The sequence below is a fragment of the Streptomyces sp. NPDC005574 genome (assembly GCF_040605435.1).
GTDB lineage: Bacteria > Actinomycetota > Actinomycetes > Streptomycetales > Streptomycetaceae > Streptomyces.
In genome coordinates this window covers 64,596-86,488 of record NZ_JBEXCW010000032.1, presented here as the reverse complement: position 1 = coordinate 86,488, position 21,893 = coordinate 64,596, and the positions used below count along the sequence as shown (strand labels likewise).

At 72.3% G+C, this 21,893-nt stretch carries 17 protein-coding genes; 7 read left to right on the top strand and 10 right to left on the bottom strand.

Annotated features, from left to right (window positions below; translation table 11 throughout):
- Positions 1-121 precede the first annotated feature (121 nt).
- Positions 122-1,708: a Na+/H+ antiporter gene (locus ABZT03_RS21760; RefSeq protein ID WP_356041669.1), complete on the top strand. Its 1,587-nt coding sequence runs from the start codon at positions 122-124 to the stop codon at positions 1,706-1,708.
- Between the two features lie 373 nt (positions 1,709-2,081).
- Here the strand turns inward: ABZT03_RS21760 and ABZT03_RS21755 are convergent, their stop codons facing one another.
- Positions 2,082-3,200, bottom strand: a complete 1,119-nt coding sequence (locus ABZT03_RS21755) for a mechanosensitive ion channel domain-containing protein (protein ID WP_356041667.1) — start codon at positions 3,198-3,200, stop codon at positions 2,082-2,084.
- Between the two features lie 107 nt (positions 3,201-3,307).
- Here ABZT03_RS21755 and ABZT03_RS21750 point away from each other — a divergent pair, with 107 nt between their 5' ends.
- A complete protein-coding gene (locus tag ABZT03_RS21750) occupies positions 3,308-3,898 on the top strand; it encodes a dienelactone hydrolase family protein (RefSeq protein WP_356041665.1) in 591 nt (196 codons plus the stop codon).
- On the opposite strand, the gene ABZT03_RS21745 is transcribed toward ABZT03_RS21750, so the two are convergent.
- From ABZT03_RS21745 to ABZT03_RS21730, 4 genes are all read right to left on the bottom strand, one after another.
- A complete protein-coding gene (locus tag ABZT03_RS21745; RefSeq protein WP_356041663.1) occupies positions 3,883-5,565 on the bottom strand; it encodes an alkaline phosphatase D family protein in 1,683 nt (560 codons plus the stop codon). The two genes, ABZT03_RS21750 and ABZT03_RS21745, sit on opposite strands and share 16 nt — an antisense overlap.
- Positions 5,566-5,677: 112 nt before the next feature.
- Entirely contained in the window at positions 5,678-6,517 is an 840-nt protein-coding gene (locus ABZT03_RS21740; RefSeq protein ID WP_356041686.1) for a thioredoxin domain-containing protein, read from the bottom strand.
- A 77-nt stretch (positions 6,518-6,594) separates the two neighbouring features.
- Positions 6,595-7,287: a hypothetical protein gene (locus tag ABZT03_RS21735; RefSeq protein ID WP_356041661.1), complete on the bottom strand. Its 693-nt coding sequence runs from the start codon at positions 7,285-7,287 to the stop codon at positions 6,595-6,597.
- A 68-nt stretch (positions 7,288-7,355) separates the two neighbouring features.
- The gene (locus ABZT03_RS21730; protein ID WP_356041659.1) at positions 7,356-8,681 is read right to left on the bottom strand and encodes a DUF2252 domain-containing protein; all 1,326 of its coding nucleotides are present in this window, start codon (positions 8,679-8,681) and stop codon (positions 7,356-7,358) included.
- Between the two features lie 214 nt (positions 8,682-8,895).
- Between ABZT03_RS21730 and dnaE the strand changes: the two genes are divergently transcribed.
- Positions 8,896-12,435: a DNA polymerase III subunit alpha gene (gene dnaE / locus ABZT03_RS21725; RefSeq protein ID WP_356041657.1), complete on the top strand. Its 3,540-nt coding sequence runs from the start codon at positions 8,896-8,898 to the stop codon at positions 12,433-12,435.
- A gap of 103 nt (positions 12,436-12,538) precedes the next feature.
- On the opposite strand, the gene ABZT03_RS21720 is transcribed toward dnaE, so the two are convergent.
- A complete protein-coding gene (locus tag ABZT03_RS21720; RefSeq protein ID WP_356041655.1) occupies positions 12,539-12,703 on the bottom strand; it encodes a hypothetical protein in 165 nt (54 codons plus the stop codon).
- A gap of 224 nt (positions 12,704-12,927) precedes the next feature.
- On the opposite strand from ABZT03_RS21720, the gene ABZT03_RS21715 reads away from it, so the two are divergent.
- The 4 genes from ABZT03_RS21715 (at position 12,928) to ABZT03_RS21700 (ending at position 16,865) form a co-directional block, all read left to right on the top strand.
- Positions 12,928-14,148, top strand: a complete 1,221-nt coding sequence (locus ABZT03_RS21715; RefSeq protein WP_356041654.1) for an NYN domain-containing protein — start codon at positions 12,928-12,930, stop codon at positions 14,146-14,148.
- A gap of 123 nt (positions 14,149-14,271) precedes the next feature.
- On the top strand, positions 14,272-15,243 hold the full coding sequence (locus ABZT03_RS21710) for an ABC transporter ATP-binding protein (RefSeq protein WP_356041684.1): 972 nt from the start codon (positions 14,272-14,274) through the stop codon (positions 15,241-15,243).
- Between the two features lie 64 nt (positions 15,244-15,307).
- Positions 15,308-16,132, top strand: a complete 825-nt coding sequence (locus tag ABZT03_RS21705; protein WP_356041653.1) for an ABC transporter permease — start codon at positions 15,308-15,310, stop codon at positions 16,130-16,132.
- A 34-nt stretch (positions 16,133-16,166) separates the two neighbouring features.
- Positions 16,167-16,865, top strand: a complete 699-nt coding sequence (locus tag ABZT03_RS21700; RefSeq protein ID WP_356041652.1) for an AAA family ATPase — start codon at positions 16,167-16,169, stop codon at positions 16,863-16,865.
- A 951-nt stretch (positions 16,866-17,816) separates the two neighbouring features.
- Here the strand turns inward: ABZT03_RS21700 and ybaK are convergent.
- The 4 genes from ybaK to ABZT03_RS21680 all read right to left on the bottom strand — a co-directional run bounded on the left by ybaK (position 17,817) and on the right by ABZT03_RS21680 (position 21,889).
- The gene (ybaK, locus tag ABZT03_RS21695; RefSeq protein WP_356041651.1) at positions 17,817-18,317 is read right to left on the bottom strand and encodes a Cys-tRNA(Pro) deacylase; all 501 of its coding nucleotides are present in this window, start codon (positions 18,315-18,317) and stop codon (positions 17,817-17,819) included.
- Between the two features lie 62 nt (positions 18,318-18,379).
- Positions 18,380-19,120 carry an LON peptidase substrate-binding domain-containing protein gene (locus ABZT03_RS21690; protein WP_356041650.1) on the bottom strand — a complete coding sequence of 247 codons (741 nt, stop codon included), beginning with the start codon at positions 19,118-19,120 and terminating at the stop codon, positions 18,380-18,382.
- A gap of 11 nt (positions 19,121-19,131) precedes the next feature.
- Positions 19,132-20,163, bottom strand: coding sequence for a hypothetical protein (locus ABZT03_RS21685; RefSeq protein WP_356041649.1), 1,032 nt, complete (start codon positions 20,161-20,163; stop codon positions 19,132-19,134).
- Positions 20,164-20,311: 148 nt separating this feature from the next.
- Positions 20,312-21,889: an oxidoreductase gene (locus tag ABZT03_RS21680; RefSeq protein WP_356041648.1), complete on the bottom strand. Its 1,578-nt coding sequence runs from the start codon at positions 21,887-21,889 to the stop codon at positions 20,312-20,314.
- Positions 21,890-21,893: the final 4 nt, after the last annotated feature.

The following is a 21,893-nucleotide window of genomic DNA, read 5'->3' as shown; positions in this document are numbered from 1 at the left end:
GACGCCTCCGTGCGGCATCCGGCGCGTCCGTGGCCGGAGGGGCGCCCGGGTCGAGTGCGGGGCGGCGTGGCAGGCTTGAAGTCCGCTGTGTGAACGTCGAGATCCCGCCGGAGCGCTGACCGTGGATCAGTTGGCCCTGTTGTTCGTGCTGTTGCTCGGGGCCGTGGTGAGCGTCCCGGCCGGAGACCGTATCGGGCTGCCGTCGCCCGTCCTGATGACCCTTCTCGGGATCGTCCTCGCGCTGCTCGATTTCGTGCCGAACGTCGACATCCCGCCGGACCTGATCCTGCCCGCGCTGCTGCCGCCGCTGCTCTACGCGGCCGTACGGCGCACGTCCTGGCGGCAGTTCACGGCCAATCTGCGGCCCATCCTGCTGCTGGCCGTGGCGCTGGTGTTCGTGACCACCCTGTGCGTGGCCGTGGTGGCGCACGCGGTGGTGCCCGGGCTGCCGATCGCCGCCGCCGTGGCGCTCGGGGCGCTGGTCGCGCCGCCCGACCCGGTCGCGGCGACCGCCGTCGCCGGGCAGCTCGGACTGCCGCGCCGGCTGCTGTCCATCCTGGAGGGCGAGGGCCTGTTCAACGACGTGACGGCCATCGTGCTGTACCACGTGGCGATCGCCGCGGCCGTCAGCGGCAGCTTCTCGCCCTGGCGGGCCGGGCTCGACCTGGTGCTCTCCGGTGTGGTCGCGGTGGCGGTCGGACTGGTGCTGGGCTGGGGCACCAACCGGCTGATGGACATCGTGGGCGACCCGACCCTGCAGATCGGCCTGACACTGCTGATGCCCTACGCCGCCTATGTGCTGGCGGAGGAGTTCCACGGCTCCGGGGTGCTCGCGGTGCTCACCACCGCGCTGTTCCTCGCCGAGTACGCCACCGACCCCGACGACGTGCTGACCCGGCTGGCGGGGCACACGTTCTGGGACATCGTCGACACCCTCGTCACCGGGGTCGCCTTCGGCCTCATCGGCCTGGAACTGCACAACGCGATCCGGACGGCCTCCGGGCGCTGGTGCGAGATGCTCGGGTGGGCGGCGGCGATCGTGGGCGTGGTGGTGCTCGTACGGCTGCTGTGGCTGCTGCCGGCGACCTGGCTGACCAAGCGGCTGCACGCGCGCCGGGACTACGACGAGGACATCCCGATGGGCTGGCGGGAGACCGTCGTCATGTGGTGGTCGGGGATGCGGGGCGTGGCCTCGGTGGCGCTGGCCCTCGCCGTCCCGCTGAAGACCGACGACGGGTCGCCGTTCCCCGACCGGGACGAGATCGTGTTCATCGCGTTCGGGGTGATCATGGCGACGCTGGTGCTCCAGGGGCTGACCCTGCCGTGGCTGGTGAAACGGCTCGGGGTGCGGGCCGACACCGAGCGGGAGAAGGACTTCGAGCGGATGCTCGCCGTCCGGGCGGCGAAGGCCGCGAAACGGCGGCTGCGGGAGATCGAGAAGGACGAGGACCTGCCCGAGGAACTGTCCGAGCAGATGGTGCGGCGGGCCTTCGACATCGGGCTGCGGATCAGCCCGGACATGGGAGAGGACGAGCGGCGCGAGGCGCACGAGCAACGGGTGCGCCGGCTCAAGCGGCTGCGCCGCATCCAGGGGGAGATGCTGAGCGCGGCACGGCACGAGGTGCTGGCGGCGCGCAGCGAACCCGGCGCCGACCCCGAGGTGGTGGACCGGGTCCTGCGCCACCTGGACGTCCGCAGCCTTCGCTGAGGGGCGGATCGGCGCCCGACGGCTGGGGGGACGCGGAGAGGCCTGCCAGGCCCGTTCGCGGCGGACGGGAGAGCAGTACACCGCCGAGACCAGACGGTCGACCCAGCAGGACCCGGCCGCGCGGGGGAAGCCGGATCAGGTCACGGAGAGGCGGGAAGGGCGGGGGCCGCGGCGGCCGACTGAGGTCGCCGCCGGGCCGGACCAGCGAAATCGCCGCCGGGGCCTGCCGCGCCGGCCGGCCGGGGTCGCCGCCGCGCGAACCCGGCGAAGTCGCCGCCGGGCCGGGCCGCCGACGTCGGCGGTGCCGAACCCGGCGGCCCACCCGGGCACCGGAACCGTTCCGGTCCCCGAGGAGACCCCTCGCGGCGATCGCTCAGCCGCGGCTCGCGCTCGGGGTCTCGTAGGCGCGGGGCGCGGGTACGCCGTCGTGGGCCTTGCGGCCGCCGCCGGTCCGGCCCGGCGGTACCGCCGCTTCCGCCGTGTTGACCCGCGGCAGCGCGTAGGGGTGGTGGTCGGTCAGCCAGCGGAGCATCTGCTCGCGGACGGTGACCCGGGCCGTCCAGATGTCGTCCGCGTCCTTGGCGGTGACCAGGGCCCGCACCTGGAGCGTGTTGGGGGTCGTGTCGGTGACGTCCAGCCCGTAGGCGCGGCCGTCCCAGGCCGGGGACGCGCGCAGGATGTCGCGGAGCTTGTCCCGCATCAGGTCGATCGGCGCCGCGTGGTCGAGGTACCAGTAGACGGTGCCGGTCATCTGGGAACCGCCGCGCGACCAGTTCTCGAACGGCTTCGATGTGAAGTACGACACGGGCATCGTGATGCGGCGCTCGTCCCAGGTCCGCACGGTCAGGAAGGTGAGCGTGATCTCCTCGACCGTGCCCCACTCGCCGTCGACCACGACGGTGTCGCCGATGCGCACCATGTCGCCGAACGCGATCTGGAACCCGGCGAACATGTTGCCCAGCGTGGACTGGGCGGCGACACCGGCGACGATGCCGATGATGCCGGCCGAGGCCAGCAGAGAGGCCCCCGCCGCCCGCATCGCCGGGAACGTCAGCAGCATCGCCGCCACGGCGACGACACCGACGATCGCGGAGACGACCCGCATGATCAGCGAGACCTGGGTGCGGACCCGCCGGACCCGGCCCACGTCGCGGTGGACGCGCGCGTACCGGCTGTAGGACGTCTCGACGATCGCCGCGGCGATCCGGATCACCAGCCAGGCGGCGGCCCCGATCAGGACGAGGGTGAGCGCCCGGCCGATACCGGTCCGGTGCTGCTCCAGCAGGTTCGCCTCGTCGTAGGACCCTCTGAGCATGGCCGCGCAGAGCACGAGCTGGTAGGGGATGCGGCCGCGCCGCAGCAGCTCCCACAGGGGCGTGTCACGGTCGCGCGCGTCGGCCTTGCGCAGCAGGCGGTCGGTGGCCCAGCCGATGAGCAGCGTGAGCAGCACCGACCCGCCGACCACGATCAGGGGTCGAAGTACGTTCTCCATGCCCTCGAACCTAACCGGCCCGGGAGGGGGACGAACCTGTGATCTCCGCGCGATTGTGGGTACGGGCGGTCGCCGCGGCTGTCGTACCCGGCTGGCACCATGGCCTCATGAACATCATGCTCTTTCACTCGACCTATGGCCTGCGGCCCGCGGTGCGCGCGGCGGCGGAGCGGCTGCGCGCCGCCGGGCACGAGGTGTGGACGCCGGACCTCTTCGAGGGACGAACGTTCGAGACGGTCGAGGAGGGCATGGCCTTCAACGAGTCGATCGGCAAGGACGAGGTGCTGAAGCGGGCCGTCCTGGCCGCCGCGCCCTACTCGCCTCGCGGGCTGGTGTACGCCGGGTTCTCGCTCGGCGCGTCCGTCGCGCAGACCCTCGCGCTGGGCGACGACCGGGCCCGCGGGCTGCTGCTTCTGCACGGCACCTCGGACATCGCGGCCGGCGCGGCCGTGGACGAGCTGCCGGTGCAGCTGCACGTGGCCGAGCCGGACCCGTTCGAGACCGACGACTGGCTCACCGCCTGGTACCTCCAGATGGGCAGAGCGGGCGCCGACGTCGAGGTCTACCGGTACGCCGGGGCCGGCCACCTGTACACCGACCCCGACCTGCCGGACTACGACGCGGAGGCCGCCGAGGCCACCTGGCGGGTGGCCCTCGGCTTCCTCGACGCGCTGGCGGAGGGTCACACCGGGTCGTAGGTGCGCTCCATCTTCTGCGTGCCGCTGAGCGTGCGGTAGGAGCGCGACCAGGCGGAGGTCGCGGACGGCTTCGTGCGGTCGGACACCACGTAGTAGTCCATCTGCGCGCGGGTGGTGGTGATGTCGAGCACGCCGTAGCCGTGGCGGTCGGTGTCGACCCAGTGCACATGCCGGTTGGCGGCCCGGATGACGGGCGCGGCGAGCGCCGACACCACGCCCTCGGGGACCTTCGCCAGGTCGTCGAGGTTGTCGGAGGTGACCGAGGTGACGACGAACTCCGTGGCGGCCGAGTCGGACAGCGGATACGTACCGGCGTCCAGCGGTACGTCGTTGGCCCAGGCCATGTGGATGTCGCCGGTCAGGAAGACGGTGTTGCGAATCGCGTTGGCGCGCAGGTGGGCGAGCAGCTCCCGGCGGTCGTCGGTGTAGCCGTCCCACTGGTCGGTGTTGAGGGCGAGGCCCTCCTGCGGCAGGCCCAGCAGCTTGCTGAGCGGCTTCAGCAGGTCGGCGGAGAGCGAGCCGATCGCGAACGGTGAGATCATCACCGAGTTGCCGACCAGCCGCCAGGTGGTGTCGGACGCCCTCAGCCCGGCCTTCAGCCAGTCGAGCTGGGCGCGGCCGGTGATCGTGCGCTCCGGGTCGTCGACCGAGCCGTTGCCGGTGGCGACCTGCTGCGAGCGGAAGGAACGCAGGTCGAGCAGCGACAGGTCGGCGAGCTTTCCGAAGCGCAGCCGCCGGTAGGTGGTGCCGGCGATGGCCGGGCGGACCGGCATCCACTCGAAGTAGGCCTGCTTGGCGGCGGCCTGACGTGCCGGCCAGGCGCCCTCGGTGGCCTCGGTGTGGTTCTCGGCGCCGCCCGACCAGGTGTCGTTGGCGAACTCGTGGTCGTCCCAGATCGCGATGACCGGCGCCACGGCGTGCAGGGCCTGGAGGTCGGGGTCGGTCTTGTAACGGCCGTGCCGGGTGCGGTAGTCGGCGAGGCTGAGGATCTCGTGGGCCGGCGCGTGCGGCCGTACGACGGTGCCGCGCGTGCCGTACTCGCCGGTGCCGTACTCGTAGATGTAGTCGCCGAGGTGAAGCCAGGCGTCCAGGTCGCCGCGGGCCGCGAGATGGCGGTACGAGGAGAAGTAGCCGGCCTCCCAGTTGGCGCAGGAGACCACGCCGAAGCGCAGCCCGGTGACGGCGGCGTCGGCGGCGGGCGCGGTGCGGGTGCGGGCGGCCGGGGAGACGGTGTCCCCGGCGGTGAAGCGGAACCAGTAGTCGGTGGCGGGGGCCAGGCCGCGGATGTCCGCCTTGACGGTGTGGTCGGAGGCGGCGGTCGCGGTGAGGGAGCCGTGGGCGACGACGGTGGTGAACGCCTTGTCCGTGGCGACGGTCCAGGCGACCTCCACGTCGGGGCCGAGACCGGAGCCGGGGGTCGCCTCGGGGACGGGCGTCACCCGGGTCCACAGCAGGACGCCGTCGGGCAGCGGGTCGCCGGAGGCGACGCCGTGCAGGAAGGCGGGGGCGTCGGCGGCCGCGCGCGCGGGCAGGGCGGCGGCGAGCGGTCCGGCCAGCACCGCGGTGGCGGCCGCGGCCTTGACGACCGTACGGCGGCGCGGCGACAGCGAGTTGGTGCTCTCGGGCGCCTCGGGGGCGCTCTCGGATGATCTGTATCGACTGGTCACGACCGATCAGGTTACTGATCGGTATGCAGAAGAGCGGGCGAACTCGCAAAAGTTCGCCCGCTCTTCCTCTGCCGGTCCCCCCGGAGGTTCCCGGGACGGGCGGTGCGGTGGGTCAGGCCTTGAGCGCCGCGTCGACCAGCGAGGTGAAGTCCGCCACCGTCATCGGGGGGTTGCCGTCGGAGGTCGAGATGATCTTGCCGTTCATGACGAAGCTCGGGGTGCCCGTCACACCGTCCTTGTTGGTGTCGAACGTCTTGGACATGGCCAGCGCCCAGGCGTCGTACTTGCCGCTCGTGACGGCGTTCTGGAACGCCTTGTCGTTCTTCAGCGCGGAGACCGTGTTCGCGACCTTGATGAGGTAGTCGTCGCTCTTGAACTTGTCGTCCGTCTCCTCGGGGTGGTACTTCGCCGAGTAGAGGGCGGTCTTGTACTGGAGGAACGCCTCGGGGCTCACGTTCAGCGCGGCGCCGAGGGCGCTCATCGCGTTCTTGGAGCCCTCGCCGCGCGAGCCGATCCGGCCCTTGCCGAGCGAGTCGCCGTCGATGAAGGTGCCGCCGATGTACTGGATCTTGAACTTGCCGCCGTCGATGTCCTTCTGCACCGTCGAGCCGACGGTCTGCTCGAACTGGGCGCAGACCGGGCAGCGCGGGTCCTCGTACACCTTGAGGGTCTTCTTCGCGGTGCTCTTGCCGATGACCACCGTGGTGCCGTCGGTGCCGGTGGTGTTGGCCGGGGCGACGACCTTGTCGTCCTTCTGGGACTCCCAGTAACTGGGCTTGTTGGCCTGGACGACGGCGTAACCTATGCCGCCGGCCAGCGCCAGGACGCCGACCACCGAACAGGCGACGAGGACCTGCCGCTTGACCTTGGAGCGCTTGGCCTGACGCTCGCGCTCCAGCCGCAGCCGCTCACGGGCCGCCGACTTCGACGCCTGGCTGTTCCGCTTGCTCATCTTGGTGATCTCCATGGGGGACACGCACACCTCGTGTGCGGGATACGTATGGGGGGACTACAGGTACTCAGGTGCTTTCAGAGAAAGGCGACCGAGCACGGCGGTCCACGGCGTCCCAGGGAGTGGACGAGGATCCGGTCGCGGACGGCGGTCGTACGACGGCCGGGACGCGCGAGCCGGCGTACCGCGGGAGCCGTCCGGACCGTTCCGGCGGCGACCGCCAGCAGCAGCGGCCGGAAGGTGGTCGCGGCCATCGCGCGCAGCACCTGGGCCAGCGCCCGCTCGCCGCGGCGCAGCCAGGCGGCGGCCAGCAGCCCCACGCACAGGTGCGCGCCCAGCAGCAGCCAGGCGGTGGCCGGGTCGGCGTGCGCCAGCAGGCTCGCGAGCCGGTCGGTGTCGGTGCCGGTCACGCGGGCCAGCGGGCTGCCCACGCCGGTGCCGTCGCCGCACAGCAGGTCGAGGCCGACGGAGCGCAGCGGGCCGGCGACCGGGCCGCCCGCGCGGCCGTAGCAGACGTGCTGGCCGGTGGTGAAGACCGTGTCGGCGGCCAGCTCCAGCGGGATCAGCAGGGCGGCGATCCGCCCGAAGCCGCGCTCGCGGCCGGCGAGGGCGTACGTGACGGCGAACACGGCGGCGGCGATCACCGCCACCGTGTTCAGCGGGAGCGGGGCCCGCGACAGCAGCACGTGCGACGCGGTGCTGAGGGTCACGACGCATGCCGTGAACAGCGCCGCGCGTACGGCTCTGAGGTGGGTCCCGGATATGTCCATCGCGGAGGAGAGTGTGTCACGAGCCGCCGTAGGAGACCCCTAAAGGGTCCCTGTGAGCGGCCGGTCCGTCACAGACCCGGAATGCGTCCGTTGCGGAAGAGGTCCACGAACACCTGGTGGTCGGCGCGGGCGCGGGCGCCGTAGCTGTGCGCGAAGTCCACCAGCAGGGTCGCGAGGCCGTCCTCGTCGGCGGCGAGCGCCGCGTCGATGGCGCGCTCGGTGGAGAAGGGCACCAGCGACTCGCCCGACTGGTCGTCCGCCGCCGCGTGCATGGTGGCGGTGGCCCGGCCGAGGTCGGCGACGACCGCCGCGATCTCCTCCGGGTCGTCGATGTCGCCCCAGTCGAGGTCCACCGCGTACGGGGAGACCTCGGCGACGAGCTGGCCGGTGCCGCCCAGCTCGGTCCAGCCCAGCCACGGGTCGGCGTGCGCCTGCAGGGCGCGCTGCGAGATCACCGTGCGGTGGCCCTCGTGCTGGAAGTAGTCGCGGATCGCCGGGTCGGTGATGTGGCGGGAGACGGCCGGGGTCTGGGCCTGCTTGATGTAGATCACCACGTCGTTCTCCAGGGCGTCGCTGTTGCCCTCCAGGAGGATGTTGTACGACGGCAGGCCTGCCGAGCCGATGCCGATGCCCCGGCGGCCGACGACGTCCTTGACGCGGTAGGAGTCGGGGCGGGTCAGCGAGGACTCCGGCAGGGTCTCCAGGTAGCCGTCGAAGGCGGCCAGGACCTTGTAGCGGGTGGCCGCGTCCAGCTCGACGGAGCCGCCGCCCGGCGCGAACCGGCGCTCGAAGTCGCGGATCTCGGTCATCGAGTCCAGCAGCCCGAAGCGGGTCAGGGAGCGGGCGTCACGCAGCGCGTCCAGGAGCGCGCCCTGCGCGGTGTCCAGGGTGAAGGGCGGGACCTCGTCGCTCTTGGCGCCGGTGGCCAGGGCGTGGATCCGCTCGCGGTACGCGCCCGCGTACACCTCGACCAGCTCGGTGATCTGGTCGTCGCCGAGCGCCTTCGCGTACCCGATGAGGGCGATCGAGGCGGAGAACCGCTTGAGGTCCCAGGTGAAGGGGCCTACGTAGGCCTCGTCGAAGTCGTTGACGTTGAAGATCAGCCGGCCGTTGGCGTCCATGTACGTGCCGAAGTTCTCCGCGTGCAGGTCGCCGTGGATCCACACGCGCGAGGTGCGCTCGTCGAGGAACGGCCCGCCGCGCTTCTCGGCGTCGAGGTCGTGGTAGAAAAGCGCCGCCGTGCCCCGGTAGAACGCGAACGCGGAGGCCGCCATCTTGCGGAACTTCACCCGGAACGCGGCCGGGTCGGCGGCCAGGAGCTCGCCGAAGGCGGTGTCGAAGACGGCGAGGATCTCCTCGCCGCGGTGCTCGTCGTTGAGCTGCGGGACCGACATCGCTGGGTGCCTCCTGGTGCATGACATGTACGACAGCGTTTCTGTCGTCTTCAACGGACGAAGGTACGCGGGAGTGCCCGTTTCCCTCCGGTGAAGGTACGTGGGGAAGCGGTCCGGGTGTCAGTCCCGAGGCATAGACTTCGACGCTGTCCGCCAGAGTGTCCGCAGCCGGTCGGACATCCTTCGACGCCTGTTTTCCCTGGAGGCCTCAGCCGTGTCAAAGCCGCCGTTCACGCACCTGCACGTCCACACCCAGTACTCGCTGCTGGACGGTGCCGCGCGGCTGAAGGACATGTTCGACGCGTGCAACGAGATGGGCATGACCCACATCGCGATGTCGGACCACGGCAACCTGCACGGGGCGTACGACTTCTTCCACACCGCGAAGAAGGCGGGCGTCACCCCGATCATCGGCATCGAGGCGTACGTGGCGCCCGAGTCCCGGCGCAACAAGCGCAAGATCCAGTGGGGCCAGCCGCACCAGAAGCGCGACGACGTCTCCGGTTCCGGTGGTTACACCCACAAGACGATCTGGGCGGCGAACCGCACGGGCCTGCACAACCTCTTCAAGCTCTCCTCCGACGCGTACGCCGAGGGCTGGCTGCAGAAGTGGCCCCGGATGGACAAGGAGACCATCTCCCAGTGGTCCGAGGGGCTCATCGCCTCCACCGGCTGCCCCTCCGGCGAACTCCAGACCCGGCTGCGCCTCGGCCAGGAGAAGGAGGCACTCCAGGCGGCCTCGGACTACCAGGACATCTTCGGCAAGGACCGCTACTTCCTGGAGCTGATGGACCACGGCATCGAGATCGAGCGCCGGGTCCGTGACGGCCTCCTGGACATCGGCAGGAAGCTCGGCATCCCGCCGCTGGTCACCAACGACTCGCACTACACGTACGCGCACGAGGCGACCGCCCACGACGCCCTGCTGTGCATCCAGACCGGCAAGAACCTCTCCGACCCGGACCGCTTCCGCTTCGACGGCACCGGCTACTACCTGAAGTCCACGGACGAGATGTACGCCGTCGACTCCTCGGACGCCTGGCAGCAGGGCTGCGCCAACACCCTCCTGGTGGCCGAGCAGATCGACACCTCGGGCATGTTCGAGGCCAAGAACCTCATGCCCAAGTTCGACATCCCCGAGGGCTTCACCGAGGTCACCTGGTTCCAGGAGGAGGTCCGCCGCGGCATGGAGCGCCGCTTCCCCGGCGGCGTCCCCGACGACCGCCAGAAGCAGGCCGAGTACGAGATGGACGTCATCATCCAGATGGGGTTCCCGGGCTACTTCCTGGTGGTCGCCGACTTCATCATGTGGGCCAAGAAGCAGGGCATCGCGGTCGGCCCCGGCCGTGGCTCCGCGGCCGGCTCGATCGTCGCGTACGCCATGGGCATCACCGACCTCGACCCGATCCCGCACGGCCTGATCTTCGAGCGGTTCCTCAACCCCGAGCGCGTCTCCATGCCCGACGTCGACATCGACTTCGACGAGCGCAGGCGCGTCGAGGTGATCCGGTACGTGACCGAGAAGTACGGCGCCGACAAGGTCGCCATGATCGGCACCTACGGCAAGATCAAGGCGAAGAACGCCATCAAGGACTCCGCGCGCGTGCTGGGCTACCCGTACGCGATGGGCGACCGCCTCACCAAGGCGATGCCCGCCGACGTCCTCGGCAAGGGCATCGACCTCAACGGCATCACCGACCCCTCGCACCCGCGTTACAGCGAGGCGGGCGAGATCCGCGCGATGTACGAGAACGAGCCGGACGTCAAGAAGGTCATCGACACCGCCAAGGGCGTCGAGGGCCTGGTCCGGCAGATGGGTGTGCACGCGGCCGGCGTGATCATGTCCAGCGAGCCCATCGTCGACCACGCCCCGATCTGGGTGCGGCACACCGACGGCGTGACCATCACGCAGTGGGACTACCCGCAGTGCGAGTCGCTCGGCCTGCTGAAGATGGACTTCCTCGGCCTGCGCAACCTGACGATCATGGACGACGCCGTCAAGATGGTGAAGTCCAACAAGGGCGTCGACCTGGACCTGCTGAGCCTGCCGCTCGACGATCCGACGACCTTCGACCTGCTCCAGCGCGGCGACACCCTCGGCGTCTTCCAGTTCGACGGCGGCCCCATGCGCTCGCTGCTGCGGCTGATGAAGCCCGACAACTTCGAGGACATCTCCGCCGTCTCCGCGCTGTACCGGCCCGGCCCGATGGGCATGGACTCGCACACCAACTACGCCCTGCGCAAGAACAAGCTGCAGGAGATCACGCCGATCCACAAGGAGCTCGAAGAGCCCCTGCAGGAGGTCCTGGCGGTCACCTACGGCCTGATCGTGTACCAGGAGCAGGTGCAGAAGGCCGCCCAGATCATCGCCGGTTACTCGCTCGGTGAGGCCGACATCCTGCGCCGCGTGATGGGCAAGAAGAAGCCCGACGAACTGGCCAAGAACTTCACCATCTTCCAGGCCGGCGCCCAGAAGAACGGCTACAGCGACGAGGCGATCAAGGCCCTGTGGGACGTCCTGGTCCCGTTCGCCGGGTACGCCTTCAACAAGGCGCACTCCGCCGCGTACGGCCTGGTCTCGTACTGGACCGCCTATCTGAAGGCGAACTACCCGGCCGAGTACATGGCCGGGCTGCTCACCTCGGTCAAGGACGACAAGGACAAGTCCGCGATCTACCTCAACGAGTGCCGGCGCATGGGCATCAAGGTGCTCCCCCCGAACGTCAACGAGTCCGAGTCGAACTTCGCCGCGCAGGGCGACGACGTGATCCTCTTCGGCCTCTCCGCCGTCCGCAACGTCGGCACCAACGTCGTCGAGTCGATCATCAGGTCCCGCAAGGCCAAGGGGAAGTACGCCTCCTTCCCCGACTACCTCGACAAGGTCGAGGCGGTGGTCTGCAACAAGCGGACCACGGAGTCGCTGATCAAGGCGGGCGCCTTCGACTCGATGGGGCACACCCGCAAGGGCCTCACCGCGCAGTACGAGCCGATGATCGACAACGTGGTCGCCGTCAAGCGCAAGGAGGCCGAGGGGCAGTTCGACCTCTTCGGCGGGATGGGCGAGGAGGACACCAGCGAGCCCGGGTTCGGCCTCGACGTCGAGTTCACCACCGACGAGTGGGAGAAGACCTATCTGCTCGCCCAGGAGCGGGAGATGCTCGGTCTCTACGTCTCCGACCATCCGCTCTTCGGCCTGGAGCACGTGCTGTCCGACAAGGCCGACGCGGGCATCGCCCAGCTCACGGGCGGCGAGCACGCGGACGGCGCCGTGGTCACCATCGGCGGCATCATCTCGGGCCTCCAGCGCAAGATGACCAAGCAGGGCAACGCCTGGGCGATCGCCACCGTCGAGGACCTCGCGGGCTCCATCGAGTGCATGTTCTTCCCCGCGACCTACCAGCTCGTCTCGACCCAACTCGTCGAGGACGCCGTCGTGTTCGTCAAGGGCCGCCTCGACAAGCGCGAGGACGTGCCGCGGCTGGTCGCCATGGAGCTCCAGGTCCCCGACCTGTCGAACGCGGGCACCAACGCGCCCGTGATCCTCACCATCCCGGCCACCCGGGTCACCCCGCCCATGGTCAGCCGCCTCGGCGAGATCCTCACCCACCACCGGGGGGAGAGCGAGGTGCGGATCAAGCTCCAGGGTCCGACCAGGACGACCGTGCTGCGCCTGGACCGGCACCGGGTGAAGCCGGACCCGGCCCTGTTCGGCGACCTGAAGGTCCTGCTCGGTCCGGCCTGCCTGGCGGGCTGAGCGGCCGGCCCGGCCGGGCGACGGACCGACACGCGTGAGGGGCGCATCCACAACCGGGTGCGCCCCTCGGTGTGCTCGGGCTTCAACGCCCGTCGTGCGCCGGTCAGTTGTGGCCGAAACGCTTCTCCCGGCCCTTGCGGGCCATGTCGCCGGGGGTCACCTGCGTGGCGCGGTGCTCGCTCTGCGTCTCCAGCGAGGGCTGCTGGGCCTCCTGCTGACCACGCGCGGACTGCGGCTGTTTGCGTTCGCGGTTCTTGTTCTTGGCCATGGGGATCTGCCTCCTGTCGGGGGTCTGGGTGCCAGGACCGCGACCAGATTCACATAGGCTGACAAGGAGCGCATTTCGGATAATTACCCTGTGTGACACGGAAGGTCGGGGAACGATTCCCCGAAACGCCACGCCGAAGATCGAGTTCGAACCGTTAACCCCCGCGCTGTCGGGCAGACTCGAAACAAGCCCAAAGCAAACCTCCCGGAAAGAGGGTGGATCGCGTGGACCGCTGCATCGTCCTGGTGGACGCCGGGTATCTGCTGGGGGCCGCCGCCAGTCTCCTCGCGGGTGAACCCTCCCGGTCCCGGATCACCGTCGACCACCCCGCTCTCGTCCAGGGACTGCGCGACCGCGCCGAGGCCGACACCGAACGGCCACTGCTGCGCATCTACTGGTTCGACGGCGCCCCCGACCGCGTCCCCCAGCCCGAACACCGCAGGCTGCGCGTGATGCCCCGGGTCACCGTCCGGCTCGGCGCGCTGACCCGCAGCGACGGCCGCTGGGCGCAGAAGGGCGTGGATGCCGCGATGCACGCCGAGCTGACCGAGCTGGCCCGCAACCGGGCCTGCTCCGACATCGTCCTGGTGACCGGCGACGGGGACCTGCTGCCGGGCATGATGGCCGCCAAGGAACACGGCGTCGCCGTACACCTGTGGGCCGTGCAGGCGGCCGACGGGGACTACAACCAGTCCGAGGACCTGGTCGCGGAGGCCGACGAGCGGCGCGTCCTGGACCGCGCGTGGATCACCAGGGCCGTACGGGCCAAGGAGTTCGGCGGGATCTGCGCGCCGCCGCCCGTGCCGCGGCCCGAGATCGCCGCCATCCTGTCCGCGCCGCTGCCCGAGTCCGGGCTCGCACCGGCGTCCGAGCGGCAGCCCGAGGAGGTCGAGCACCCGAGCGCCGGCACCGCCTCCGAGAACGGCGCGCAGGAGCGCGTCCCCGCAGCCAAGGGCGTTCCCACCCCGAAGGACCTGGCCGCACTGCGTGCCCCCGGCGTCCAGCCCCCGCAGCCGCAGCCCGCCTCGGCCACCCTGCGCTGGTCCTCCGACAAGGGCTGGGTCGACCGCCCCGGCGTCACCGAACCCGCCGAGGTCGCCACCATGCCGACGCTCGCCCAGCTCACCACCGCCGAGCAGCGCTGGGCGGACCGCGAGGAGGACATCACCACCGTCGGCGGCGACCCCTTCGAGGTGGGGCAGGTCTTCGCCCGGCGCTGGATGGAGCGGCTCGCCGACCAGAGCCAGCTGCAGAAGCTCTCCGGGATGTACCCGCGGGTCCCGCACCGGATCGACGGCGAGCTGCTGCGCTACGCGGCCCGGTTCGGCCTGCTCGCGCACAAGGACGACCAGATCGACGAGCACGACCGGTACGCGATCAGGGCCGGCTTCTGGCGCCAGATCGACGTGCCCACCGCGGCGGAGCACGCCCCCGTCGCGGAGTGACGTCTTTGCCGCCGGATCGACCCTTATGGACCGACCCGGGAGCGGGCAGGTGTTCGCGACCCCGTAGGCTCGGTGCTTGTGAGTACGGGCGCGGCACAGGCACTTCGGCACGGCGGCGATGTCGTGTGCGCCGTACGCGGACTGTCCAAGACCTATCCGGCGGTGCGCGGCCGGCGCGGCACCCCGGCGACGCCCGAGGTGCGGGCCACCGACGACGTACGCCTCGACATCCGCCGCGGTGAGATCTTCGGGCTGCTCGGGCCGAACGGCGCCGGCAAGTCCACCCTCGTCCGGCAGCTCACCGGGCTGATGCGGCCCGACCGGGGCAGCGTCGAGATCCTCGGGCACGACATCGTGCGCCATCCGGAGCGCGCCGCCCGCATCCTCGCCTACCTCGGGCAGGAGTCCACCGCCCTGGACGAGCTGACGGTGTCCCTGGCGGCGGAGACGACCGGACGGCTGCGCGGCCTGGACGCGCGCGCGGCGCGGGCCGGGCGGGACGCCGTCCTCGACGAACTGGGCCTCACCCCGATCGCCGGCCGTCCGCTGAACAAGCTGTCCGGCGGGCAGCGCCGTCTCGCGTGCCTGGCCGCCGCGCTCGTGGGGGAGCGGCCGCTGCTCGTCCTGGACGAGCCGACCACCGGCATGGACCCGGTGGCCCGGCGGGCCGTGTGGTCCGCCGTCGACCGGCGCCGCGCCGAGAACGGGACGACCGTGCTGCTGGTCACGCACAATGTCATCGAGGCCGAGACGGTCCTGGACCGGGTCGCCGTCCTCGACCAGGGGCGGGTGATCGCCTGCGACACCCCCTCCGGGCTCAAGGAGCAGGTCGCCGGAGAGGTGCGGGTCGACCTGGTGTGGCGCGAGAGCGCCCCGCTGCACGTCCCCGAGGTCGCGGCCCTGCACGAGCGGGCCGTGGAGTCCGGCCGCCGCTGGACGCTCCGGCTGGCCCCGGAGGAGGCCCGCGCGGCCGTGGCCACCGTCACCGGCGGGGCCGCGTTCGCCGCGCTGGACGACTTCACGCTGGCCACGCCCAGCCTGGAGGACGTGTACCTGGCGCTCGGCGGAAACCCGCACGGGCTGGTGAAGGCATGAGCACGGGGGCCTCCGGATCCGTATGGGACAGGGCGATGGCCAACGGGATGAGGAGCAGCGCGACGTGAGTGTCGTACCCGCTGAGGTTCTGCCGGGCGGTGTCCTGGCGGTGGAGGGGACCGCCGGACGCGCCGCGGCCGAACTCGGGCCGCGCGCCCGGTTCTGGCCGTCGCTGGCGGCCGTGTACCGGGCGCAGCTGTCCCGCGCCCGCGTGGCGCGCATCCCGCTGCTGTTCGTGGCGACCTTCCAGTCGGTCGGGATCATGGTCCTGATGCGCGGGGTCGTGGACGGCGGCGGCGAGGCGGAGTCGGTGGTCGCGGGAGCGTCGGTCCTCGTCGTGGCCTTCGTCGCGCTGAACCTGCTCGCGCAGTACTTCGGCCAGCTGCGGGCCAACGGCGGACTCGACCACTACGCGACGCTGCCGGTGCCGCCGGCCGCCGTGGTGCTGGGCGCGGCGGGCGCGTACGCGTCCTTCACCGTGCCGGGGACCGTGGTCACGGCGGTGTTCGGCTGCCTGCTGTTCGGGCTGCCGCTGACCCACCTGTGGGTGCTCCTGGCGGTGATCCCGCTGGCGGGCGCCGCGCTGTCCGGCCTCGGCGCCGCACTCGGGCTGCTGGCCCCGCGTCCGGAACTGGCGACGCTGCTCGGCCAGCTGGGCATGTCGGCGGCGCTGCTGCTCGGGGTGCTGCCGGCCGACCGTATGCCGGAGGCCGTGCGGCTGGCCCGGGACCTGCTGCCCTCCACCTACGGCGTGGAGGCCTTCGCACGGACCTTCGGGCCACACCCGGACTGGGCCTTCGTCCTGGGTGACCTCGCCGTGTGCGCGGGCGTCGGCGCGGTCTCGCTGGCCGTCGCCACCTGGGCCTACCGCCGTGCGGCCGTCCGGTGACGCGCCGCACAGGCGGGCCTGGCACGATGTCAGGGTGACCGCACCGTTGACTCCGCCTCCGCCGCCGCACGAACACTCCCCGCACCAGGCGTGGCAGCCGCCGGGCGCCGGGCACGCGGCGTCCGCGCCCCGGGACGCCTGGACGGGCGGGTACCACGACGACGGCCCTGGGATGAGGACCGAACTGATCGAGGCCGCCGTGGTCACGCTGGTGTCGGCGGTCGCCGGGGTGCTGCTCGGCGTCCTGTGGTGGTGGCTCGCCCCCCAGGTGCCGCTGGTCGGCGAGGTCGTGGACAAGACCTGGAACGTCTACATCAAGGACACCGAGGGCGAACAGGCGATCGGTGTCGACGGAACGTTCATTCTGCTCGGGCTGGCGTTCGGCGCGGTGAGCGCGGTCGCCGCGTTCCTCGTCCGGCGGCGCGGCGGTGTGCCGATGGTGGTGGCCCTCGCGGCCGGGGGCCTGCTGGCGTCGTGGTTGGCCTGGAAGCTCGGTGTGCGGCTGGGCCCCGAGCACGACGTCATCGCCCACGCGAAGGCGGTCGGTCGGGGCGTGACGTTCCCGGCGCCGCTGAAGCTGGGAGCCAGGGGCGCCCTGCTGGCGTGGCCGCTGGCGGCGCTGCTGGTGCATCTCGGGCTGACGGCCCTGTTCGCCCCCCGCGACCCGGAGCAGCCGGGCCTCCACCCCCCGGCCCCCGACCTGAAGGACCCCTACGGGGCACCGCCGGCGTGAGAGCGGGGCGGGCCGGCGTCTCCGGGCCGGCCTTTTCCCCGGCCTTCGGTTCGGGGCGGGACAGGCCGGCGGGCACGTGAGGGCCCCGCGCGGTGTGCATTCGGGGTCGGACCTGGTCGTCGGCCCGGCGGGCACGTGCGGTCGCACCCGGCGAACACCTGGGCCGGCTCGGCGGGCACGTCAGGTCGGAACCCGGCGAGCACCTGGCGTCTGACTCGGCAGGCACGCCGGGCGTACCCGGTCGGTGACCACGTTGGGCTGAGCGCGACGGGCACGTGAGGCCCTGGGCTGCGTGCCGGTGGGCTCGGCCCGGCGGTGACGGGGGAGCACCCCGCGTGCACCCGGGCCGTGCCCCACGAGCGCGTCGACTCGCATCCGGCGAGCACCTGGCGCGGGACCCGGCGGGCCCGTGGTGTCGCACCTGGCGATCGCCTGCCTGACCGGCCGGCCTCGTGGGGCCCGGCGAGCACCTGGGCCGACTCGTCGGGCACGTGGGGTAGCGCCCGGCGTGCGCATGGGGCCCTGAACGCCCTGCGCGCGGGCTGCGGGCCCGGCGGTCGAACCGGCGATCAGGTCGGATGGCGCCCGGCGTGCACCCGGGCCGTGCCCCACGAGCGCGTCGACTCGCATCCGGCGAGCACCTGGCGCGGGACCCGGCGGCCCGTGGTGTCGCACCTGGCGATCGCCTGCCTGACCGGACGGCCTCGTGGGGCCCGGCGAGCACCTGGGCCGACTCGTCGGGCACGTGGGGTAGCGCCCGGCGTGCGCATGGGGCCCTGAACGCGATCGCCTGGGCCGGACCGGACGGCCCCGTGGGCCCCGGCGTGCGCCTGGGCCGTGCCCCACGAGCGCGTGCAGTCGTAGCCGGCGACCCTGCGCCGGACCGGGCAGGAACATGGCGCCGACCCGCCGAACACCGGGGTCGGATCCGCCCTCGGTGGGCGTGCCGTGTCAGGGGCGCCCGATGGGTGCCACCACCGCCCGGGTCAGCTCGGCCAGGTCGGCGGGGGCCAGTTCGACCTCCAGGCCGCGGCGGCCCGCCGAGACGCAGACGGTGGGGTGCGCGGACGCCGAGTCGTCCAGGACGGTGGGGAGTTTCTTGCGCTGCCCCAGCGGGGAGATCCCGCCGCGGACGTAGCCCGTGGTGCGTTCCGCGAGGGCGGGGTCGGCCATCGCGGCGCGCTTGCCGCCGACCGCCGCCGCCAGCGCCTTGAGGTCCAGCGAGCCCGCGACCGGGACCACGGCCACCGTCAGCGCCCCGTCGACGTCGGCGACGAGCGTCTTGAAGACCCGCTCCGGGGCCACCCCCATCGCCTCGGCCGCCTCCTCGCCGTAGGACGGATGGGCGGGGTCGTGCTCGTAGGCGTGGACCGTGTACGGCACGGCGGCCGCCGTGAGCGCCACCGTGGCGGGCGTGCCGCCCGGCTGCTGCTTCTTCGCCTTCTTCGCCATCCCGGCCTGTTCCCCAGAGGTGAGAGCCCCGCCGGCCGCGACGCGCGTGGCCGGCGGGTGGGTCAGTTGAGACTCGTCGGGCCCCGCGTCAGCTCCGACGCGGGCAACGACGGCAGACTACGGATGATCGCGGTCTCGGCGCGAAGGAGTTTCAGCTCGTCGCGCAGCCGGGACGCGGTGTCGGGGGCCTGGAGCAGGCGCTGCTTGGTCGGGGTGTCCAGCATCATCGCGGCGGCCACCAGGTAGGACACCACCGAGGGATCGTCGGGCAGGTCCGCGCCGGTGGCGAGCGACCGCTCCCGCGCCCCGGCCAGCCGCTTCTGGTACTGGCGGAAGGCGCGCAGCACCCCCTCCGCCAACGCGCCGGCCTCGTCCCCGGGTTCCTCCGGGAGTTCCTCCAGCTCGGCCGTCAGGAACGGGCCCGACGCGTCGACCGACACCAGCCGCACCCGGGTCGTCCCGGTGGCCAGCACCTCGAAGGTGCCGTCGGCGCGCTCGCGGACGGTGGCGGCGTCCGCGACGCAGCCGATCGCCGAGAACGCCCGGACCGGGTCCGTGCCGAAGCCGGCGGCGGGTCCGCTTTCCGGCACCTCGGTGGGGTCGGGGAGGCCGGGCGCGCTGCGTGCCACCTCGTGGCCGTCGCGGATCGCCACGACGGCGAACCGGCGCGGTTCGTCCTCGGGGGTCTTGATCAGTTCGCGCATCATGGCGCGGTAGCGCTCCTCGAAGATGTTCAGAGGAAGCACGAGCCCCGGGAACAGAACCGAGTTCAGGGGGAAGAGCGGGAGCCGGACGGTGGTCACGGCGCCAAAGCCTAGTGGTCGCCGGAGCGGGCGCGTCCGCCGCGCCCACTCCGTGGATGATCGGGCGGCCGCGCGGACGGTGCCGTACGGAGGTCGTCGCGGGTTTTCAGGAACGCGCCGAGCGGGTCGTCCGAGAGCCGGTGCCACGGGAAGGACGTCGCGTACGGCCCGATCAGGCGCAGCTGGTCGAGGGCGTCCTGCCGGCGGTCGAGCCGGGTGAGGACGTACAGCAGCTTGTTGCGGATCTCGGCCGGCCAGGGGTCGGCCGCGGGCAGCAGGCGGGACAGCTCGATCGCCCGGTCGGCGGCCGCGTCCAGCCGCTCGCGCGGCACCCGGAGGTCAGGGGCGCCGGTCAGGCAGGCGAGGGCCGCCCGGACGGGCAGGGCCTGGACGAGGGAGTCGGCCGCGGCGTCCTGCGCGGCCAGGTCGGCGAAGTCGAGGCACTCGCGGTGGGCGTCGTGCCAGCCGGCGGCCAGGTACCGCAGGGCGGCCACATGGCAGCCGTGGTGGTGCGGGGCGCGCCGGACGGCCGCCGCCCACAGCTCCTCGAAGTACGTGTGCCCGGCCGCCGAGCCGCGCGCGTGGTCCAGGGCGATCCGCCAGGGCACCGGGTCGCGGACGTCGGCGTGCGCGGCGGCCGTGATCAGGGGGCTCACCTCGCGCAGCAGCTCGGCGCGGGCCGGGGACCGCCAGGCGCGGTCCACCGCGAGCTGGGCGGCGACGAGGAGGGCGTCGGGGTCGTCCGGGGCGCTCGCACGCCAGGTCCGCAGCCATTCGGCGCGGGCGGCGGCGAAGGCGGCCAGGCCCCGCACGTAACGGTCGCGGTGTTCCCACTCGGCGCCCTCGCGGGTGGCGGCGAGCAGGGCGGCGGCGGAGGTGTGCTCGCCGCGCGCGGCCGCCACGAGGGCGGGTCCGAGGCGGTCGTCCGGCGCGTCGAGCAGGACCTCGTCGTCGCCGGTGAGCCCGGCGGCGAGGTGCGGTGGGGTCCGGTGCATCCGGCCGGCGCGGATGAACGGGGGCAGCAGAGCCATGGTGTCGACCATTGAAAGTCCGCTGGTCAGGTGTGCGCCAGCCGCTGACGGCAACGTGCGGAAAGTTGTACGCGGCCTGGTCAAGGGACGGTAAAAGGTGATGATTGTTCAACTAAAGCGGGTCGACGGGTCGACCGCAGGCCCCCCGGAACGGGCGGAGTCAGTTCCGCCGCAGCAGCCGGGTGGCCCCCGCCGCCACCGTCGTCGCCAGGATCCAGCCCAGCAGGATCAGCGCGGCGGCCAGCCACTGCCAGCCGCCGCGCAGCTGCCAGGCGTCCGCCTGGCCGAAGTCGATGACCGGCAGCAGCAGGTCGAGGGCGAACAGGGCTGGATTCCACACGGGGTGGGAGCCGCCGGAGGCCGGGGGAGCACCCGCGTGGGCGAAGGCGAGCGACCCCGCCGCCCACAGCACCGCCATCCACACGGCGGCCCGGCCCGGACGGTAGCCGTACGCCACCGTCCAGTCCTGCGCGTACCCCCAGAGCTTGGCGGCCGGCGGCAGACTCTCCCGGCGCCGCCGCTGCTTGGCGAGGAGCACTTCGCGCGCGTCCTCGTCCTCGCCGCCGGTCCGCAGCACGGAGGCCAGCCGTTCGTACGGCTCCGGGTTGTACTCGGCGGTCGCCGCCGCCACCCAGTCAAGGCGCCGGGTCAGCGGGAACGGCCCCTGCGGCACGAGGTTCTCGTAGACGAAGCCGCCCATGTGCAGGTTGCCGGGGCCCGGCCAGGCGCTCGCCCGGTCCACCAGGTTGACGATCCGGGCGCCCGACAGGACGACCTTGCCGCGCTGCGGCCGTTCCCCGAGGAAGCGCAGCTCGGGCACCTGGACCCGGCGCAGGGACAACTCCTGGTCCTCGGTGAGGACGAACCGGGCCCGCTCCAGGTCGAGCGCGTCCCCGAACCGACCGTCGTCCAGCCGCACTCCGCCCCGGCACTCGAACCGCTGGATGCGCGTCCCGCGCGCGGGAGTCGCCCCGCTCAACATCGAGGACCCGACGCCCGCCGGGGTCAGGTACAGGGTGCGCCCGACGGTCAGCTGCGGGGCGTTAAGGGCGAGCCGGCCGTACGGCTCGGACAGCTGGGCGCCGCGCAGGCTGAGCGACACGCCGACCTTGGCGCTGCGCAGGCTCAGCTCGCCGTCCGACTCCAGGAGCTCGGCCTGGAGGTCCTGGCCCACCGTCATGCCGTCCGCGGCGATCGAGCGGCCGCTGCGGTCCCGGTGGACGACCGCCTGGTTCATCAGCAGGTCCGTGCCGATGTGCGCGTCGGTGAGGCGCAGGCCGTGCCGGAAGCGGCAGCGCGGCAGGTGCAGGTCGCCCTCCGTGCGGACACGGGCGGCCTCCAGGCGCGGGATCGCGCAGTTCACCAGCCGGGCGGTCGTGAAGTGGGCCTCGGGCACCAGCACGTCCCGCTCGAAGCGGCAGCCGCGCATCTCGACGTACGGCACCACCGTGCCGCCGGCGAGGTCCAGGACGCCGCTGATCTGCACCCCGGCCAGCTTCAGCGAGGACACCCGGCCGTCCAGCGCGGGCGGGCCGTCGAGCAGCAGCCAGCAGACGATACGGGCCCGCACGGTCCGCTCCGGGCCCCACGGGCGGCCTCCGTGCGGATCGTCGACGACCGCGTCCCCGCTGCTCAGGTCGTACAGGCTGCCGTTGCGGAAGGCCTGCCACATGCCGGCCTCGGTGGCGGTCAGCTCGTCCGGCAGGTCCCCGCCGCGGACGCCGGCACCCTCGTTCACCGCT

What these genes read in the sequence shown, in the direction of transcription:
- ABZT03_RS21755 (WP_356041667.1), bottom strand. Translation starts at nt 3,200, where the DNA reads ATGGAGAACGTACTTCGACCCCTGATCGTGGTCGGCGGGTCGGTGCTG.
- ABZT03_RS21750 (WP_356041665.1), top strand. Translation starts at nt 3,308, where the DNA reads ATGAACATCATGCTCTTTCACTCGACCTATGGCCTGCGGCCCGCGGTG.
- ABZT03_RS21740 (WP_356041686.1), bottom strand. Translation starts at nt 6,517, where the DNA reads ATGAGCAAGCGGAACAGCCAGGCGTCGAAGTCGGCGGCCCGTGAGCGG.
- ABZT03_RS21735 (WP_356041661.1), bottom strand. Translation starts at nt 7,287, where the DNA reads ATGGACATATCCGGGACCCACCTCAGAGCCGTACGCGCGGCGCTGTTC.
- ABZT03_RS21730 (WP_356041659.1), bottom strand. Translation starts at nt 8,681, where the DNA reads ATGTCGGTCCCGCAGCTCAACGACGAGCACCGCGGCGAGGAGATCCTC.
- ABZT03_RS21720 (WP_356041655.1), bottom strand. Translation starts at nt 12,703, where the DNA reads ATGGCCAAGAACAAGAACCGCGAACGCAAACAGCCGCAGTCCGCGCGT.
- ybaK (WP_356041651.1), bottom strand. Translation starts at nt 18,317, where the DNA reads ATGGCGAAGAAGGCGAAGAAGCAGCAGCCGGGCGGCACGCCCGCCACG.
- ABZT03_RS21685 (WP_356041649.1), bottom strand. Translation starts at nt 20,163, where the DNA reads ATGGTCGACACCATGGCTCTGCTGCCCCCGTTCATCCGCGCCGGCCGG.